This window comes from Azorhizobium caulinodans ORS 571 (assembly GCF_000010525.1).
In the GTDB taxonomy this organism is placed as follows: Bacteria; Pseudomonadota; Alphaproteobacteria; order Rhizobiales; family Xanthobacteraceae; genus Azorhizobium; species Azorhizobium caulinodans.
The window spans coordinates 2,027,933-2,045,024 of sequence record NC_009937.1; the positions used below are offsets into that span (position 1 = coordinate 2,027,933).

13 protein-coding genes are annotated in these 17,092 nt (G+C 67.4%); 7 read left to right on the forward strand and 6 right to left on the reverse strand.

Annotated elements, in window-relative coordinates; genetic code table 11:
- Nucleotides 1–6: 6 nt before the first annotated feature.
- Nucleotides 7–2,034 (reverse strand): acetyl-CoA carboxylase biotin carboxylase subunit, encoded by a 2,028-nt coding sequence (locus tag AZC_RS09205; protein ID WP_012170302.1) that lies wholly within the window; start codon nt 2,032–2,034, stop codon nt 7–9.
- A gap of 228 nt (nt 2,035–2,262) precedes the next feature.
- Complete coding sequence (locus tag AZC_RS09210; RefSeq protein ID WP_012170303.1) at nt 2,263–3,795, reverse strand: acyl-CoA carboxylase subunit beta; 1,533 nt, start codon at nt 3,793–3,795, stop codon at nt 2,263–2,265.
- A 211-nt stretch (nt 3,796–4,006) separates the two neighbouring features.
- Between AZC_RS09210 and AZC_RS09215 the strand changes: the two genes are divergently transcribed.
- Nucleotides 4,007–5,428, forward strand: a complete 1,422-nt coding sequence (locus AZC_RS09215; RefSeq protein ID WP_012170304.1) for a helix-turn-helix domain-containing protein — start codon at nt 4,007–4,009, stop codon at nt 5,426–5,428.
- On the opposite strand, the gene AZC_RS24380 is transcribed toward AZC_RS09215, so the two are convergent.
- Nucleotides 5,406–6,638, reverse strand: coding sequence for a glycosyltransferase (locus AZC_RS24380; RefSeq protein WP_158304107.1), 1,233 nt, complete (start codon nt 6,636–6,638; stop codon nt 5,406–5,408). The two genes, AZC_RS09215 and AZC_RS24380, sit on opposite strands and share 23 nt — an antisense overlap.
- Nucleotides 6,639–7,254: 616 nt before the next feature.
- Here AZC_RS24380 and AZC_RS09225 point away from each other — a divergent pair.
- Nucleotides 7,255–7,998 (forward strand): SH3 domain-containing protein, encoded by a 744-nt coding sequence (locus AZC_RS09225; RefSeq protein WP_052285908.1) that lies wholly within the window; start codon nt 7,255–7,257, stop codon nt 7,996–7,998.
- 122 nt (nt 7,999–8,120) lie between these two features.
- Nucleotides 8,121–9,476 carry a glutamate--tRNA ligase gene (locus AZC_RS09230; protein WP_043879125.1) on the forward strand — a complete coding sequence of 452 codons (1,356 nt, stop codon included), beginning with the start codon at nt 8,121–8,123 and terminating at the stop codon, nt 9,474–9,476.
- A 67-nt stretch (nt 9,477–9,543) separates the two neighbouring features.
- Here the strand turns inward: AZC_RS09230 and AZC_RS09235 are convergent, their stop codons facing one another.
- Both AZC_RS09235 and AZC_RS09240 read right to left on the reverse strand, forming a co-directional pair.
- Nucleotides 9,544–10,719 carry a DUF2865 domain-containing protein gene (locus AZC_RS09235; protein WP_043879126.1) on the reverse strand — a complete coding sequence of 392 codons (1,176 nt, stop codon included), beginning with the start codon at nt 10,717–10,719 and terminating at the stop codon, nt 9,544–9,546.
- A 187-nt stretch (nt 10,720–10,906) separates the two neighbouring features.
- Nucleotides 10,907–12,004: a TRAP transporter substrate-binding protein gene (locus tag AZC_RS09240; protein ID WP_043879127.1), complete on the reverse strand. Its 1,098-nt coding sequence runs from the start codon at nt 12,002–12,004 to the stop codon at nt 10,907–10,909.
- Nucleotides 12,005–12,169: 165 nt separating this feature from the next.
- Here AZC_RS09240 and AZC_RS09245 point away from each other — a divergent pair, with 165 nt between their 5' ends.
- Nucleotides 12,170–12,709 carry a CreA family protein gene (locus AZC_RS09245; protein WP_043879128.1) on the forward strand — a complete coding sequence of 180 codons (540 nt, stop codon included), beginning with the start codon at nt 12,170–12,172 and terminating at the stop codon, nt 12,707–12,709.
- Nucleotides 12,710–12,778: 69 nt separating this feature from the next.
- On the opposite strand, the gene AZC_RS09250 is transcribed toward AZC_RS09245, so the two are convergent.
- On the reverse strand, nt 12,779–13,114 hold the full coding sequence (locus tag AZC_RS09250; RefSeq protein WP_043879129.1) for a hypothetical protein: 336 nt from the start codon (nt 13,112–13,114) through the stop codon (nt 12,779–12,781).
- Nucleotides 13,115–13,592: 478 nt separating this feature from the next.
- On the opposite strand from AZC_RS09250, the gene cysS reads away from it, so the two are divergent.
- Genes cysS through cimA form a run of 3 tightly spaced genes read left to right on the forward strand, consistent with a single transcriptional unit; the run spans nt 13,593 to nt 17,079 of the window.
- Nucleotides 13,593–14,981, forward strand: a complete 1,389-nt coding sequence (cysS, locus tag AZC_RS09255) for a cysteine--tRNA ligase (protein ID WP_012170312.1) — start codon at nt 13,593–13,595, stop codon at nt 14,979–14,981.
- Nucleotides 14,978–15,469, forward strand: a complete 492-nt coding sequence (locus AZC_RS09260) for a GNAT family N-acetyltransferase (RefSeq protein ID WP_012170313.1) — start codon at nt 14,978–14,980, stop codon at nt 15,467–15,469. Before cysS ends, AZC_RS09260 begins: the two co-directional genes overlap by 4 nt.
- On the forward strand, nt 15,466–17,079 hold the full coding sequence (gene cimA / locus AZC_RS09265) for a citramalate synthase (RefSeq protein ID WP_012170314.1): 1,614 nt from the start codon (nt 15,466–15,468) through the stop codon (nt 17,077–17,079). The genes AZC_RS09260 and cimA overlap by 4 nt, the downstream gene beginning before the upstream one ends.
- Nucleotides 17,080–17,092 lie beyond the last annotated feature (13 nt).

The window sequence follows — 17,092 nt, forward strand, 5'->3', positions numbered from 1 at the left end:
TCGTCGTCACGCGAATTCGAGGATCACCGCGTCCACGGCGAGACTGTCGCCGGCCTTGGCGTGGACGGCTTTGATGACGCCGTCGCGCTCGGCGCGCAGGACGTTTTCCATCTTCATGGCTTCCACCACGGCCAGCGCCTCGCCCGCCTTCACCTCCTGGCCGGGGGTGACGGAGATGGAGACCACGAGTCCAGGCATGGGGCACAGCAGCTCCTTGCCGCCGCCCGCGCTCTCCTTGATGGGCATGAGCATGGCGAGCGCGGCCTCGCGCTCCGTATAGACGCGGGCCTGCACGGCGACGCCACGATGGGAGAGGGCGAAGCCGTTGGGGATGGGCCGTACCTGAACGTTCACCACGTCATCATAGATGGTGCCGGCCCAGACCAGATCGCCGGGCTTCCACGGGCTTCGCAGCATGTAGATGTTGGTCACCTGGCCGTGCCAGGTGAGCAGGTCCACGCGGTAGCCGGTCTCCGTGGTCTCGATCTCGGCTGGGAAGAGTTCCGGGCCGTGCTCGCCGATAAGCTGCACCACGCGGCGGCGCTCGAAGGTCACGGTCGGGCCGGAAATCTGGCCGGAAATCTTGCGCTTGCGCGAGTTCATCACGTGGTCGAGCGTGGTCGCGACCGCACAGAGCACCTTGGCGATCTCGCCTTCCGCCGGCGTCGCATGGAAGCCGGAGGGATATTCCTCGGCGATGAAGCCGGTGGAGAGATAGCCCTCCTGCCAGCGCGGATGGGACATCAGCGCCGAGAGGAAGGGGATGTTGTGGCCTATGCCCTCGATGGCGAAGGCGTCCAGCGCATCCGCCTGCGCCTCGATGGCCTTGCGGCGGGTGGGGCCGTGGGTCACGAGCTTCGCGATCATCGGGTCGTAGAAGATCGAAATCTCCCCGCCCTCATAGACGCCCGTGTCGTTGCGCACGGTGAGGCCGTTATGCGTGCCCTCGGCGGGTGGCTGGTAGCGCACGAGGCGGCCGGTGGAGGGCAGGAAGTTGCGGAAGGGGTCTTCCGCATAGACGCGGCTTTCGACCGCCCAGCCGTTGAGCTTCACGTCGTCCTGCGTGAGCGCGAGCTTCTCGCCCGCCGCCACGCGGATCATCTGCTCCACGAGGTCGATGCCGGTGATGAGTTCGGTGACGGGATGCTCCACCTGCAGGCGGGTGTTCATCTCCAGGAAGTAGAAGCTCTTGTCCTGCCCGGCGACGAATTCCACCGTGCCGGCGCTGTCGTAGCCCACCGCCTTGGCGAGGGCGACGGCCTGCTCGCCCATTTGTCTGCGGGTCTCTTCGTCCAGCAGCGGGGAGGGGGCTTCCTCGACCACCTTCTGGTTGCGGCGCTGGATGGAGCATTCGCGCTCGCCGAGATAAATGACGTTGCCGTGCTTGTCGCCCAGCACCTGGATTTCGATGTGCCGGGGATCGACGATGAACTTTTCCACGAACACACGGTCATCGCCGAAGGAGGATTTGGCTTCCGACTTCGCGCGGTCGAAGCCGTCCTGCACCTCGTCGCGGGAATAAGCGATGCGCATGCCCTTGCCGCCGCCGCCGGCGGAGGCCTTGATCATCACCGGATAGCCGATCTCGTCGGCGATCTTCGCGGCTTCCTCGCCATTCTCGATCACGCCCAGATAGCCGGGGACGGTGGAGACCTTCGCCGCCGCCGCCGCCTTCTTGGATTCGATCTTGTCGCCCATGGCGTCGATGGCATGCGGGTTCGGGCCGATGAAGACGATGCCCGCTTCCGCCAGCGCGCGCGGGAAGGCGGCGCGCTCGGAGAGGAAGCCGTAGCCCGGATGCACGGCCTCGGCGCCCGTCTTCTTGCAGGCCTCGATGATCTTCTCGATCACCAGATAGGACTGGGCGGCCTGCGGCGGACCGATGTGCACCGCCTCGTCCGCCATCTCCACATGGAGCGCGTCCTTGTCGGCGTCGGAATAGACGGCCACGGTCTTGATGCCCATCTTGCGCGCGGTCTTGATGACGCGGCAGGCGATCTCGCCCCGGTTCGCAATGAGGATCTTCGAGAACATTTATGTCTCCTGCGCCGATGGCGCGTATTTCTGCGTCCGCTTGTTCCGTCCTCGGCTCAACAGCCCTGCCGCCACTCCAGGTCCCTTCCCCCTCCCCAACCCTCCCCCGCAAGCGGGAGAGGGAGCTAGGTCTCGCCATCGCGACAGCTTCGTCCGGGCGGGGGAACCCTCTCCCGCTTGCGGGGGAGGGCAGGGAGGGGGCAGGCGGGGCGTTGTCCCGGCTATGGCCTAAAGCGGCAGATTGTCGTGCTTCTTCAGCGGCTGCTCCACTTTCTTGGAGCGCAGCATGGCGAGCGCGCGGGCGATGCGCCGGCGCGTGGAATGGGGCTTGATGACCTCGTCGATATAGCCGCGCTCCGCCGCCACGAAGGGCGAGAGGAAGCGCTGCTCATATTTGCGGGTCTGCTCGGCGATCTTCTCCGGATCGTCCATGTCGGACCGGAAGATGATCTCAACCGCGCCCTTGGCGCCCATCACCGCGATCTGGGCGGTGGGCCAGGCATAGTTCACGTCGCCGCCCACGTGCTTGGAGGCCATCACGTCATATGCGCCGCCGAAGGCCTTGCGGGTGATGATGGTGACGAGCGGTACGGTGGCCTGCGAATAGGCGAACAGCAGCTTGGCGCCGTGCTTGATGAGGCCGCCATATTCCTGCGCCGTGCCGGGCAGGAAGCCGGGCACGTCCACGAAGGTGACGATCGGGATCTCGAACGCATCGCAGAAGCGCACGAAGCGCGCGGCTTTTCGCGACGCATCCGCGTCGAGCACGCCAGCGAGCACCATGGGCTGGTTGGCGACGAAGCCCACCGTGCGGCCCTCAATGCGGCCGAAGCCGGTGACGATGTTCTTGGCGTAGGCGGCCTGGATCTCGAAGAAATCCGCCTCGTCCGCCACCTTCAGGATCAGTTCCTTGATGTCGTAAGGCTTGTTCGGATTGTCCGGGATCAGGGTGTCGAGGCTCTCCTCGACGCGGTCGGGCGCATCGAAGGACGGCCATTCGGGCACGCCCACCTGATTGTTCAGCGGCAGGAAATCGATGAGACGACGGGTCTGGAGCAGCATCTCTACGTCGTTCTCATAGGCGCCGTCCGCCACCGAGGACTTGGTGGTGTGCACCTTGGCGCCGCCCAACTCCTCCGAGGTGACGGTCTCGTTCGTCACCGTCTTCACCACGTCCGGGCCGGTGACGAACATGTAGCTCGTATCGCGGACCATGAAGATGAAGTCGGTCATGGCCGGCGAATAGACGTCGCCGCCCGCGCACGGGCCCATGATGAGGGAGATCTGCGGGATGACACCCGAGGCGGTCACATTGCGCTTGAACACCTCGCCATAGCCGCCGAGTGCCGCCACGCCTTCCTGGATGCGGGCGCCGCCGGCATCGAACAGGCCGATGATGGGGGCGCGGGTCTTCAGCGCCAGATCCTGGATCTTGGTGATCTTCTGCGCATGGGCTTCCGAGAGGGAGCCGCCGAAGACGGTGAAGTCCTTGGCGAAGACGAAGACCTGCCGGCCGTTGACCGTGCCCCAGCCCGTGACGACGCCGTCGCCGGGGATCTTCTGGTTCTCCATGCCGAAATCGCCGCAGCGATGCTGCACGAAGGTGTCGAACTCCTCGAAGGAGCCGTGATCCAGCAGGAGCTCGATGCGCTCGCGCGCGGTGAGCTTGCCGCGCCCGTGCTGCGCCTGGATGCGCTTCTCGCCGCCTCCCAGCCGGGCGACGACCCGGCGGTTCTCGAGCTCTTCCAGGATTTCCTTCATCTGATACCCCCGCCGGTTTCCCTGCGGTCCTCACTCTAGCGATGGGGAACCCGAGAGGGAAAGACCACTCAGGGTTTCAGGCGCAAAGAATACTCCACTGCGGAGCGGACTCGTTGCGCCATCTCAACGGGGTAGCAGGTGCAAAGCGAATACCGAAGATGTAAAAGAACCATTCGGCGAATTGTAAAAAATTCGCAATTGAGGAGGGGCCATGCGCCAGAAGGTCTTCGCCGGCCACGCGGTCCGCCGCCTGCGCGAAAAATTCAACCTGAAGCAGACGGAGCTGGCGGCCCGCCTTCAGGTCTCGCCCTCCTACATCAACCAGATCGAGAGCAACCAGCGCCCGCTCACCGCGCCGGTTCTCATCGCCATCAGCCGGGCCTTCGGCGTCGACATCACCACCTTCGGAGCCGAGGATCTCGACCGTATCGTCGCGGACCTGCGCGAGAGCGCGGCAGATCCCATGTTCCGCGATCTCGATCTCGGCCTTCAGGACATGAAGGCGGTGGCCAATCTCTCGCCCGCCTTCGCCCATGCTTTCCTCCGGATGCATGTGGCTCTGCGCCGCACCGCCGAATGGCGCGCCTCCCTCGACGACATGCTCACCGCCGGCGGGGACGGGGCGGACGAGGCCAAGCTCATCCCCTATGAGGAGGTGCGCGACTATTTCCACTACATCGACAATTACGTGGATGACCTCGACCGGGCGGCCGAGGAACTGGCCGAGCGGCTGGGCGTGCTCGCCGGCAGCGATCCGGCCGGCGTCTTTGCCGAGCATCTGTCGCGCGTTCGCGGCGTGCGGGTGGAGGTGGGGGCGGCCGACCCCGGCGCGCCGCTCTCCGCCCTCGACGCGCGGACCAAGCGTCTGGTCCTGTCCGGCGCCCTGTCCCCGCAGGCGCGGGCCTTCCGCCTCGCCGCCACCATCGCGCAACTGGAGCAGGCCGACCTCGTGGAGGGGCAACTCGCCCGTGCCGCCTTCCGCAGCCCCACCGCCCGCGAGATCGCCCGTCTTGCGCTGTTCAATTACGTGGCTGGGGCGCTGATCCTGCCCTACAGCCGCTTCCGGGCGCTGGCGCGCGAGCGGCGGCATGATCTCGACCGGCTGGTGCTGGAGACGGGGGCGAGCCTCGAACAGGTGTGCCACCGGCTGTCGACCCTCCAGCGGCCCGGTGCGCGCGGCGTGCCTTTCTATTTCGCCAAGGTGGACCGGGCGGGAAACATCACCAAGCGCCACAGCGCCACGCGCTTCCAGTTTGCCCGCCACGGCGGGGCCTGCCCGGTCTGGAACGTGCATCAGGCGTTCGAGGCGGGCGGGCAGACGCTGGTGCAGATCGGCGAGATGCCGGACGGCGTGCGCTATCTCTGTCTCGCGCGCGCCATCACCGTGCCGACGCTGCGCTACGGGCAGGCGCCCCGCGCCTATGCGCTGGGGCTCGGCTGCGAGGTCTCGTTTGCCGACGACATGATCTATGCGGACGGGCTCGACCTGAAGGCCGCACCCGCGGCGCGGCTCGGCGTCTCCTGCCGCATCTGTCCGCGGCGGGATTGCGACCTGCGCGCCTTCCCGCCGCTGGACCGCGATATCCGCACCGACCCTGCGGTGCGGGGCGTCATCCCCTTCGAGATCCTTTGAGGGCCCGACGCTCCGCCCGCAGTGTCTCGATGCGTGCGGCGATCGCCGCGCCCACCGCGTCCACGCCGTATGTGCTGCGGATCAAGGCTGCGCCGGCGGCGGCGCGGGCATCTGCGGCCGGGCCGTCGAAATAGGCGGCACGCAGCGCGGCCACCGCCGAATCGTGGCGCGGCTCGGCCCAAACCTGCCCTTCGGACCAGGAATAGTCGCCCGCCGCCACCGGAACGAGGTCGTACTCGACGGGATAGCCGGTCTCTTCCGTCAGGAAGTCGGTGTTGCCGGAGAAGTTGGTGCCGACCACCCGTCGCCCGAAGAGCAGGGCTTCCGCCATGCCGGAGCCGAAGCCTTCCGACCGATGAAGCGAGACGTAGCAGTCGCAGGCGCGGATCAGGCTCACCATCTGCTGGCGCGGGATGTCCTGATGGATGATATGAATCCGCGGGTCGGCCTCAGCCGCCTGCTGCAGGGCGTCGTGCGTCGCCTGATGCAGCGTATGATCGCCAATGGTCTTGATGATCAGTCGGACATCGCGGTTCGCCTGCGGAAAGGCCTCCGTGAAGGCGCGCACCACGGCCAGGGGATTCTTGCGTGCCGTGGATGAGTGGTAATCGAACGAGAACAGGACGTAGAAGGCCTCCGGGGACAGGCCAAGGTCGGCGCGCTCCAGGAAGGGGCCGTCCGTAACGTCCACGCAGGGCGGAACCACATGGATGGCGCCCGAGAAAATGGGCCGGAAGGCATCGCCCACGAAGCTGTTCGGCACCCAGATCTCGTCGATCGGCTCCAGCAGCGCGCCCCAGGCCTGGGGCGCGGCCGGCAGCTCCCAGAAGGTGCGCAGGACGACGTAGCTGTCCTTCAGGAGCATCTGGCTGATGTGCCCATAGAGATGGGGCAACTGGTCCGTCGCCAGATCCAGCACCGTGACCTCATAGCGGCGGAACAGATCGTAATGCTCGGGCAGGTAGGGCCCGATCATCCGCCTCTCGATGCCGAGCCGGAACGGATAGATGGAGAAGCACCGGCTGTACTGGGCATAGGCCCGGATCTGCGTACGCAGGGTGTGCCCGAGGCCAAGGCTTCCTTCCACATAGCCGAGGAAGCGCACGCCGCGTCTGGGCGGCAGGGGCAGGTGGGTGCTCAACCAGGTCCGGGCCAGAATGTAGCGGGCGCTCCAGCGGGCGCGGCGGCGGGCCCATCGCGCGCCCGTCATGCTCTGTCCCAGCCGTTCAACGCCGCGCTTCAGCGCGCGCACCCACGCGCTCGCGCCCTGTGCTGCGCGGTCGCCGGGCTGTTCGTGGAAGATGCGAACCGGACGCCGGGCTGCAGGCGCCTCATCCTCGCGGCCCAAAGCAATCCGGCCGCCATCGAGGACGGCGGGGATTGCAGAGGAATACCGTTCAAAGTTGTTTGCCATTCGCCAACCTTGCGGGGCGCTCCCGCATCAGCGCCACGTCAAACTGGAGGTAAGAGCCCCATCTCCGTGCACCCACCCACGTTCCTCTCCGTTTGACCGCAAGGAGAGGAGGACGCAAGTCACAAATCTGTTCATGCCTCCACCAAGCTGCAGAATATAAAAGATAAAAAGTAAACGAAGAGATGTTGCTGAATGAAAGCGAATGTGGCCGAGAACCTTCCCGTGCGTCCGTCAAACCCATGCGTGCGGCCCTGAACCGCGGCTTCACGGATTCCTCTTCGGCATGCCCGAATGCGGCCATGCTCTCGGATGACAAAGGATATTCAATAAGGTGCAGGCCGAAGAGCGGGGCAAGCGGACGATGGGTTGGTGGCGTAAGGCCGGGGCGGCCGTTTGTTTCTGGATCTGCGGTGTGGGAGCGGCGCTGGCCGCACCCGGCTTCACCACCGGCAATGTGAACATGCGCGCCGGGCCGGACACCGCCTATCCGCGCGTGACGGTGATTCCCCCCGGACAGCCCGTCGAGATTGTCGGCTGCCTCTATAATCAGTCCTGGTGCGACGTGATCTGGGGGCGGGCACGCGGCTGGGTCTATGGCGAATATCTGGGCTTCGCCTATCAGGGCCGCACCGTGCTCGTGCCGGAATATGCGCCGGTGATCGGCATTCCGGTGGTGGGCTTCAACTTCAACAATTACTGGGGGACCTATTACCGGGGCTCGCCCTGGTGGGGCCAGTATGGCCGGTGGCAATATTACCAGCCGCGCCCGCGTCCCGGCTGGGGCCCGCCGCCTCCGGGGCCGGGGCCGCGTCCGCCGGGCTGGTGGCATGGCGGTCCAGGACCGCAGCCCTATTATCGCGGCCAGCCGGGCTGGAACGGCGGCTACGGCCGCCCGCCAGGACCGCCTCCGGGTCCTCCGCCCGGCCAGTACGCTCCGGGGCACTACCCGCAGGGCCAGTATCCGCTGGCGCCCAATGCGCCCCGCCCCAACCAGTATCAGGTGGCGCCGCCCCCGCAGCGTCCGCCGCCGCAGCAGTATCAGACGGCGCCCAACCCGCCGCGTCTGCAGCCGCAACTGGTGAACCCGCAGGGGCAGTATCCCCGCGCGCCCAACGCTCCGCCGTGCCCGCCGCAAGGCTGCCCGCCGGGGCAGTGAGGGCGAAGGACCTGCCGGGGAACCGACCGTTCCCCGTGCTTGCGGCTTGAGACGTTTTCGCCGGACGGTGCCCCGACCGAGGCGGTGGCCTTCCGGCGGCCGCCGCTCTATAGCGTCGGCCCATGCCCTACACGCCGCCCCCCGTATTCCGTTTCGCTCCCTCGCCCACCGGCCTCATCCATGTGGGCAATGCGCGCACCGCCTTGCTGAACGCGCTGCTGGCCCGGCGGGCTGGCGGCACTTTCGTGCTGCGCTTCGACGATACCGATGCGGTCCGCTCCCGCGCCGAATTCGCGGAGGCTATCGCTCAGGATCTCGTGTGGCTGGGCATTCCGCCGGACCACACGGTCCGGCAGTCCGACCGCCTGCGGCTCTACGAGGCGGCGGTCGAGCGGCTGAAGGGCATGGGGCGGCTTTATCCCGCGTACGAGACAGAGGAAGAGCTCGACCTCAAGCGCGGCCTGCAGCGGGCCCGTGGCCTGCCGCCGGTCTATGACCGGGCGGCGCTGGCACTCAGCGCGGCCGACCGGGCGCGGCTGGAGGCGGAAGGACGCCGTCCCCACTGGCGCTTCCGGCTGGACCAGCGGTTGGTGAGCTGGATCGATGGCGTGCGCGGCCCGCAGCAGGTGGACACGGCGAGCCTCTCCGATCCGGTTCTTGTGCGTGCCGACGGCAGCTTCCTCTACACGCTCCCCTCCGTGGTGGACGATCTCGACATGGGCGTCACCGACGTGGTTCGCGGCGAGGATCATGTCACCAACACCGCCGTCCAGATCGAGCTGTTCGAGGCGCTGGGCGGCACGGCCCCGCGCTTTGCCCACCACAATCTCCTGACGCTGCCGAATGGCGAGGGCCTGTCCAAGCGCCTCGGGCATCTGTCCCTGAAGGCGCTGCGCGAGGCGGGCGAGGAGCCGCTCGCGGTGGCGGCGCTGGCGGTGCTCGTGGGCACGTCCGAAGCGGTCGCGCCGGTGGAAAGCCTTGATGCGCTCACCGCCAAGGTGGACCTCGCCCGCATCTCCCGCGCACCGGCGCGGTTCGATCCGGCCGATCTGCCGGGCCTCACCGCGCGCACGCTCCATCTCCTGCCGTTCGCGGCGGTCAAGGCGCGTCTGGCGGAACTGGGCCTTGCCGCCGACGAAGCCTTCTGGCTGGCGGTGCGCGGCAATCTTGAACGCCTCGCCGACGCGCGGGGCTGGTGGGACGTCTGCCGGTCCGACATGACGCCGGCCATCGCCGACGACGACCGGGCCTTCCTCGCCGTGGCCGCAGACGTGCTGCCGCCGGAGCCATGGGACGGAACGACCTACAAGGGCTGGATCGCGGCGGCCAAGGCAGCCGGCGGGCGCAGCGGCAGGGCGCTGTTCCATCCTCTGCGGCTGGCGCTGACGGGGCGCGAGACGGGGCCGGAGCTGGCGGCCTTGCTGCCGCTGATGGGCCGGGCCCGCGTCGAGGGCCGGCTGCGCGGGCGCACCGCCTGAGACCCTCCGGGCGCGGCGCAAACAAAAAGGGCGGGGAAGCCCCGCCCTCCGTCATGCCGCCGGCAGATCAGTAATTGCCGGTGCCGCCGGTGGAAGGCACCACGCGGACCGGTCGCTGCCCCGGCTGCTCGGAGGCGGGGGCCAGCGGGGCCGCATTGGTGGCCGAGGTGGCGTCCAGTTGGTTGCCGCCGCTGCTGCGCGAGGAGGCGTTGCGGTTGCTGCGGCTCGACGCGGCGTTCTGGTCGCCCATCGGGCGGGGCTGGGACATGGCCTTCGCCTGTTCCTCGGTGACGAGGATGTCGCCCTTTTCCAGAGTGGACTGGTCGTCGAGGCCGGCAAGCGCCTGCGCCCAGGACTGGCCGGGGGCGCGGCAGGAGCAGCCCGAGACCATCTGCTTGCGATAGAGCAGGGCCGTCGGCAGCGACATGTAGGGCTTGCCGGTGACCGAGGTCGCCTGCTGGATGTCCTCGCCGGGATTGCGATAGGTGTAGAGCTGGGCTTCCGCCGCCGGGCACAGGCGGTGGCAGAGCGCGTCATCGCTGGCGAACTTGGCCGGGATGGTGGCGTAGGAAATCGGGAAGAAGAAGCCGTCGCAGGTGCGCACGCACACGGTGCGGTAGGTCGAGGACTTCGGCAGGTCCATCGGCTGGACGTCGACGCCGGGCGCTTCCTCCGGCTCGCTGTTCACCGGACCGCCGAACAGGGTCTCGAAGAAGCCGCGCGGACGGGCCGCCTGACGCTGCTGTTGAGGCTGCGGCGCAACGATGTTCTGGGCGGCGGCGCGGTACTGCGGCCCGCAATTGTTCTGGGCGAGGGCCACGATGAGCTGGCGGCGCTGGCCGTCCTTGTCGCCGTTGGCCCGATCAAGGCTGGCGATGGACGCACGCAGGCGCGAGATCTGGTCGTCCACCTGATCGCACTGGGCGGGGCGGGGCGGGCCCTGGAAGATGAAGAAGCCGCGCGGGGCATCGCAATTCATGCCCTTGGCCTGCGAGACCAGCTGGTCCAGCTGGAGGCGCATCTGCTGGGCCTGCTGGGCACGCTGCTGGGCGGCCGGGTCGCCGCCGCGATCGATCTGGGCGAGCGCCCCTTCGAGCTGCATGCAGGAGGGGCCCGGACCCTGGGCCTGGGTCTGAACGGGCTGTCCCTGCGCCTGGGCCGGCATCACCGCCTGGGCCCCGGCCGCCACCGGCGCGAAGGCGAGCGCCGCCACCGCAAGGCTAATCCACCGCACTGCTGTCATTCTCATTCCCGCGCGCGGAGGTCTTGCGCCCGATCCCGTCGGGCCGGCATGCCTCCACGCCATGTCACGTGTCGCGCTTATAGCGCCCATGGGGCACGTGAACGATGTCCAAAGTTAGGACCCCAACAAAATCTGCGTGAGCAGAAATGCGATGGCCGGGGAGTGAGGCTCCCCGGCCACGGCACCATCAGTTCCGGCCGCGCATGCGGATGGAGAAGCTGTCGTAGGAGTATTCGGCGATCTGCCACCACACGAGCTGCTCGTTGCGCATCGCCAGCATGCTGTCGAGCGCCTTCTTGAAGCTGGGGTTCTGGGCCGCCAACTCGTGATAGAGCTCGAAGGAGGCCTTGTAGCCCGCCTCCATGATCGGCTGCGGGAAGGCCCGCAGCTCCGCGCCCTGCTGCACCAGACGGCGCAGGGCGGGCGGGTTCACCGCGTCATACTTCGCCAGCATCCAGTTGTTGGCCGCCTCGCAGGCGTTGCGCAGAATGGCCTGATAGTGCTTGGGCAGCTTGTCCCACTGCTCCTGGTTGATGATGAGGTGCAGCATGGCGCCGCCCTCCCACCAGCCGGGATAATAATAATACTTGGCCACCTTCACGAGGCCGAGCTTCTCGTCGTCATAGGGGCCGACGAATTCGGCCGCATCGAGCGTGCCGCGCTCCAGAGCCGGATAGACGTCGCCGGGGGCGAGTTGCTGCGGCACGACGCCGAGCTTGGCGAGAACCTGACCGCCGATGCCGCCGATGCGGAACTTCAGGCCCTTCAGGTCGTCCAGCGTATTCAGCTCCTTGCGGAAGAAGCCGCCCATCTGGCAACCGGAGTTGCCGGCCGGAATGCCGAGGACGTTGTAGTTCTTCAGCACGCTGTTGATGATTTCATCGCCGCCGCCGAAGAACCACCAGGAGTGCTGCTGGCGCGAATTGAAGCCGAAGGGCACGCCGGTGCCGAAGGCGAGCGTCGGATCCTTGCCGATGTAGAAATAGGTGCCGGTGTGGGCGCATTCCACCGAGCCGTTGGACACGGCATCGAGCGCCTGCAGGCCGCCGACGATCTCGCCCGCCGGGAAGGTCTGGATCTGGAACTTGCCGTCCGTGGCGTCGGAAACCATCTTGGCCAGCGTCTGGGCGGTGCCGTAGATGGTGTCCAGCGAGCGCGGGAAGGACGACGTCAGGCGCCACTTCACCTCGGGGCTCGTCTGGGCGATGGCCGGCATGGCGACCGTCGTCGAGGCAAGGGCGGCCGTGGCAGAGGCGCCGAGGAACCGGCGGCGTTGGCGATCCATGGGAACTCCTGGGGCTTCCTTAGTCTTGTTGGCGGGCTTGGTGTCATGCCGCGCGCGCGCCGTCAACGCTTCGTCACCTGAATGCGCGATCGCCGTCGCCGCAGCCCTTATCCCGTCGCATCCGCCGGCTTATATGACGTGCGCATCTGGAGGCGTGCCTTGCCCATGACCCCGTCCGTTTTCCGTTCCCTTCGCGGCGCCGCTCTCTTCGCGGGCGCCCTCCTGCTGGGACTGTCCGCCATCAGTGCGGAAGCCGCCTCCCAGGAGCCGGATCCCATCTTCAAGAAGTCCACCGTGTGGAAGTTCATGACGCCGGACGACAAGCTCGCCGTCTATGGCATCGACGACCCGGTGGTGAACGGGGTGGCCTGCCATTTCACGACGCCTGAGAGGGGGGGCGTGAAGGGCATGATCGGCATTGCCGAGGAGGTGTCGGATATCTCGCTCGCCTGCCGGCAGATCGGACCCATCACCATCAAGGAGAAGTTTGAGCAGGGGGACGTCGTCTTCCGCCAGTCGCGATCGCTCTTCTTCAAGAAGATGCAGATCGTGCGCGGCTGCGACACCAAGCGCAACGTGCTCGTCTATCTGGTCTATTCGGACAAGCTGATCGAAGGCAGCCCGAAGAATTCCACCTCGACCGTGCCCATCATGCCCTGGGGCACATCGGGCGACGTTCCGCGCTGCGCGGATTACGTGAAGTAGACGTCTGGCGCAAAAGGCCGCCCGCGCCCTGAGCCGGGCGGCGGCGCACTGGGAAACGGGGCAGGTGCCTCAGCGGGTGCAGGCGATGGCGACCACGGGCTTGCAGGCCGGGCCGGTGCAGGCCTGCCCGGCCTCGGAAGAGGGCTTGCTGGCGCTGCCGGTCGAGCCGGTCACCGCGATGCGGCCGAAATCCAGAGCCCGGCCGTAATCATGGGTGCGGCACCAGGCGTTGGCGACTTCCGTGCCACAGGGCTCGCCATTGGCGAGGCAGGAATCGACGCCGTAGCCGTCCGAATTCTCGATCAGGAAGATGCGCGTGTCGGACGCCTTTGCGGGTTCCGCCGCCACGGCCGGGCCGGACGCGAGAAGGGCAAGGCCGCATGCGGCCGTCAGCAGGCGCGGCATTACGCGCGCGATCCTAGAATAAGGCTTCGTCATGAGGATGAAGGGCGACCTCTGATCGGAAGGGGGAGCCTTCTCGCGTGGATCGAACCGCCCGTTCCATCACCCGCGGCGAATCCGCCCGCGCATGTGTCCCGTGCAGTGCAGCACGGGCATAACCTCGGCGAGGTGTCACGGTCAATCCTGCCGATGGGGGAGAACGGAGGCGGGCGGGCGCAGCGAAAAGTCTTGACGGCGCCACGGCCGCCCACCATTGTCCGCGCCATGAACGGCCTTCAGATCATGTCCGGCATTTGCCTGCCGATTATTTGCGGTTAGCCCGAAAAGCTGGCCGCGGCCGTCCCTTGCTGCATCCCTGACGAGGAAGAATGGACGCTCCGGCCTGCGGGACGGGAGCGTGTGTTTTCATAATGCCGTGACAGCGGCACGTCTGCCCGCCGGCCCCGTGCGCCGGATGCGGCGCCAGAGGGAGAGCGGACCTATGGAGCTGCGGCTCTACAACACCCTGACGCGGTCGAAGGATGCCTTCCGCCCGCTCGATCCCAATCTCGTGCGCCTCTATGTGTGCGGCCCCACGGTCTATGACCATGCCCACATCGGCAACGCCCGTCCGGTCATCGTCTTCGACGTGCTGTTCCGCCTGCTGCGGCGGCTCTACGGCGCCGACCATGTGCGCTATGTGCGCAACATCACGGACGTGGACGACAAGATCAACGCCCGCGCGGCCGAGCGCAGCATCTCCATCCGTGAGCTGACGGAAGAGACCTATGCCTGGTTCCGGGACGACACGGCGGCCCTCGGCTGCCTGCGGCCGGACGTGGAGCCCCGCGCCACCGAGCACATCCTTGAGATGCAGGCGCTGATCGAGCGGCTGGTGGCGAGCGGCCATGCCTATGTGGCCGAGGAGCACGTGCTCTTCCATGTGCCGTCCATGCCGGAATACGGCAAGCTCTCCCGCCGCCCGCTGGACGAGATGCTGAATGGCGCCCGCGTGGATGTGGCCCCCTTCAAGCGCGACCCGATGGATTTCGTGCTATGGAAGCCCAGCACCGAAGGCCAGCCGGGCTGGCCCTCGCCCTGCGGCATCGCGACGCCCGGCCGTCCCGGCTGGCATATCGAGTGCTCGGCCATGTCCTGGCGGCATCTGGGCGAGACCTTCGATATCCATGGCGGCGGCATCGACCTCGTGTTCCCGCACCATGAAAACGAGATCGCCCAGTCGCGCTGCGCCTTCGACAGCGGGTCCATGGCGCAGGTGTGGATGCACAACGGCTTCCTGCTGGTGGAAGGCGAGAAGATGTCGAAGTCGCTCGGCAACTTCGTCACCATCCGCGAACTTCTGACTGACTGGCCGGGCGAAGTGCTGCGCCTCGCCATGCTCTCCACCCATTATCGCCAGCCCATCAACTGGACCCGGCAGGGCATCGGTTTCGCCGCCAAGACGCTCGACAAGTGGTACCGCGTCATCGGCGACGTGGAAGCGGAGACGGGGGAGGGCAATCCGTTCGAGAGCGAGATCGCCGACCGGCTGGGCGATGATCTCAACTCGCCCTCGGCCATTACCCACCTGCACCATCTGGCGGACGTGGCCGAGCATGAGGACGCCTCCTCAGCGCTGAAGCGGCGCTTCAAGAGCGCGGCCAATCTCATGGGCCTCCTGCACGAGACGGAGACCGAGTGGCGCGCCCGCCAGCGGGCTGCCGTCTCCGTGGACCCGGATGCCATCGCCGCGCTGATCGCCGATCGCAACGCCGCCCGCAAGGCGCGCGACTTCGCCACCGCCGATCATATCCGCGAGCAACTGGCCTCGCAGGGCATCGTGCTGATGGACAATAAGGACGGAACCACCTCCTGGGAGCTGACGCGATGAGCACCACGGCCCTGCGCCCCGCCTTGCCCGGCGACACCTCCATGCTCGCCTCCATCTTCCGCTCGTCCATCTTCGAGCTGACGGAGGAGGATTATGACGACGACCAGCAGGAAGCCTGGGCGGAGGCCGCCGATGACGAGGAGGCCTTCGGCACGCGCTTGGCTGACCAACTGACACTGGTGGCGACACGCGACGGCGAGCCCGTTGGCTTCGTCTCTGTGAAGGACAATGCCGTCATCGACCTGCTCTATGTCCGCCCGGACGTGGCGGGGGAGGGCGTCGGCACACTTCTGTGCGATGCCGCCGAGAAGCTGGCGGAAGCCCGTGGCGCCAAGAGCCTGAAGGCGGATGCGAGCGACACGGCGCTCGGCTTCTTCCAGGCGCGTGGCTACGTGCCCCAGCGGCGCAACACCGTGCCGCTGGGCGAGGTGTGGCTCGCCAACACGACAGTCGAGAAGACCTTCGGCCCCGGGAGCGCCATGCAATGACCGCTGCCAGCCCCGCCGCGCGCGAACGGCTCTATCTGTTCGACACCACCCTGCGCGACGGGGCGCAGACGAACGGCGTGGATTTCACGCTGGCGGACAAGCTCAACGTCATCGGCCTCCTGAACCGGCTGGGCGTCGATTATGTGGAGGCCGGCTATCCCGGCGCCAATCCCACCGACACGCAGCTCTTCGCCCAGAAGCGACCCTCGGCCGCCAGGGTGACGGCCTTTGGCATGACCAAGAGGGCCGGCCGCTCGGTCTCGAATGATCCGGGTGTGGCCGCGCTGCTGGCGGCGGAGGCGGATGCCATCTGCTTCGTCGCCAAGGCTTCCGCCTTTCAGGTGCGGGTGGCGCTGGAGACCACGGAAGAGGAAAACCTCGCCTCCATCCGCGAGAGTGTCGCGGCGGCGGTCGCCGCCGGCCGCGAGGCGCTGGTGGATTGCGAGCATTTCTTCGACGGCTTCAAGGAAAATCCGGATTTCGCTCTCGCCTGCGCCGAGGCCGCCTATCAGGCCGGTGCCCGCTGGGTGGTGCTGTGCGACACCAATGGCGGCACGCTGCCCCATGAGGTGGAGGCGATCGTCGCCCGCGTGACGGCGCGCGTGCCGGGTAGCCACGTGGGCATCCACGCCCATAATGACACCGAGCAGGCGGTGGCCAATTCGCTCGCCGCCGTGCGGGCTGGCGCCCGGCAGATCCAGGGCACGCTGAACGGCCTGGGCGAGCGGTGCGGCAATGCCAATCTGTGCTCCCTCATCCCCACTCTGCTGCTGAAGGGCGACTATGCGGAGCGCTTCGAGACCGGCGTGAGCCGGGAGGCGCTGGCGGAGATCGGCGTCGTGTCCCGCACGCTGGATGAGATGCTCAACCGCTCACCGGATCGTCATGCGCCTTATGTGGGCGAGAGCGCCTTTGCCACCAAGGCGGGCATCCATGCCTCGGCGATCCTGAAAGACCCGGCGACCTACGAGCATGTGCCGCCCGAGGCGGTGGGCAACCAGCGCCGCGTGCTGGTCTCCGATCAGGCCGGGCGCTCCAATGTGCTGGCGGAGCTGGAGCGCCTCGGGGTGCCGGTGGACCGGGCCGATCCGCGTCTCGCCCGCCTTCTGGATGAGGTGAAGGAGCGCGAGGCGCTCGGCTATGCCTATGAGGCGGCCGACGCCTCCTTCGCGCTACTGGCGCGGCGCATGCTGCACAGCGTGCCCGACTTCTTCACCGTGGAGCGCTTCAGCGTGAAGGTGGAGCGCCGCTATAATGCCAAGGGCGAGATGACGACGGTGGCCGAAGCCATCGTGAAGGTGCGGGTGGGGGATGAGGTCTTCATCTCAGCTGCCGAAGGCAACGGCCCCGTGAACGCCCTCGACGTGGCGCTGCGCAAGGATCTCGGCAAATATCAGCCCTATATCGCCGGCCTGCGGCTGACGGACTATCGCGTCCGCATCCTCAATGGCGGCACCGAGGCCGTGACCCGCGTGCTCGTGGAGAGCACCGACGAGAGCGGGGCGCGCTGGACGACCGTGGGCGTCTCGCCCAACATCATCGACGCCTCATTCGAGGCATTGCTCGACTCCATCACCTGGCAGCTTCTGCGCAGCGGCGCGCCGGGCTGAGGTGTCCGTAGGC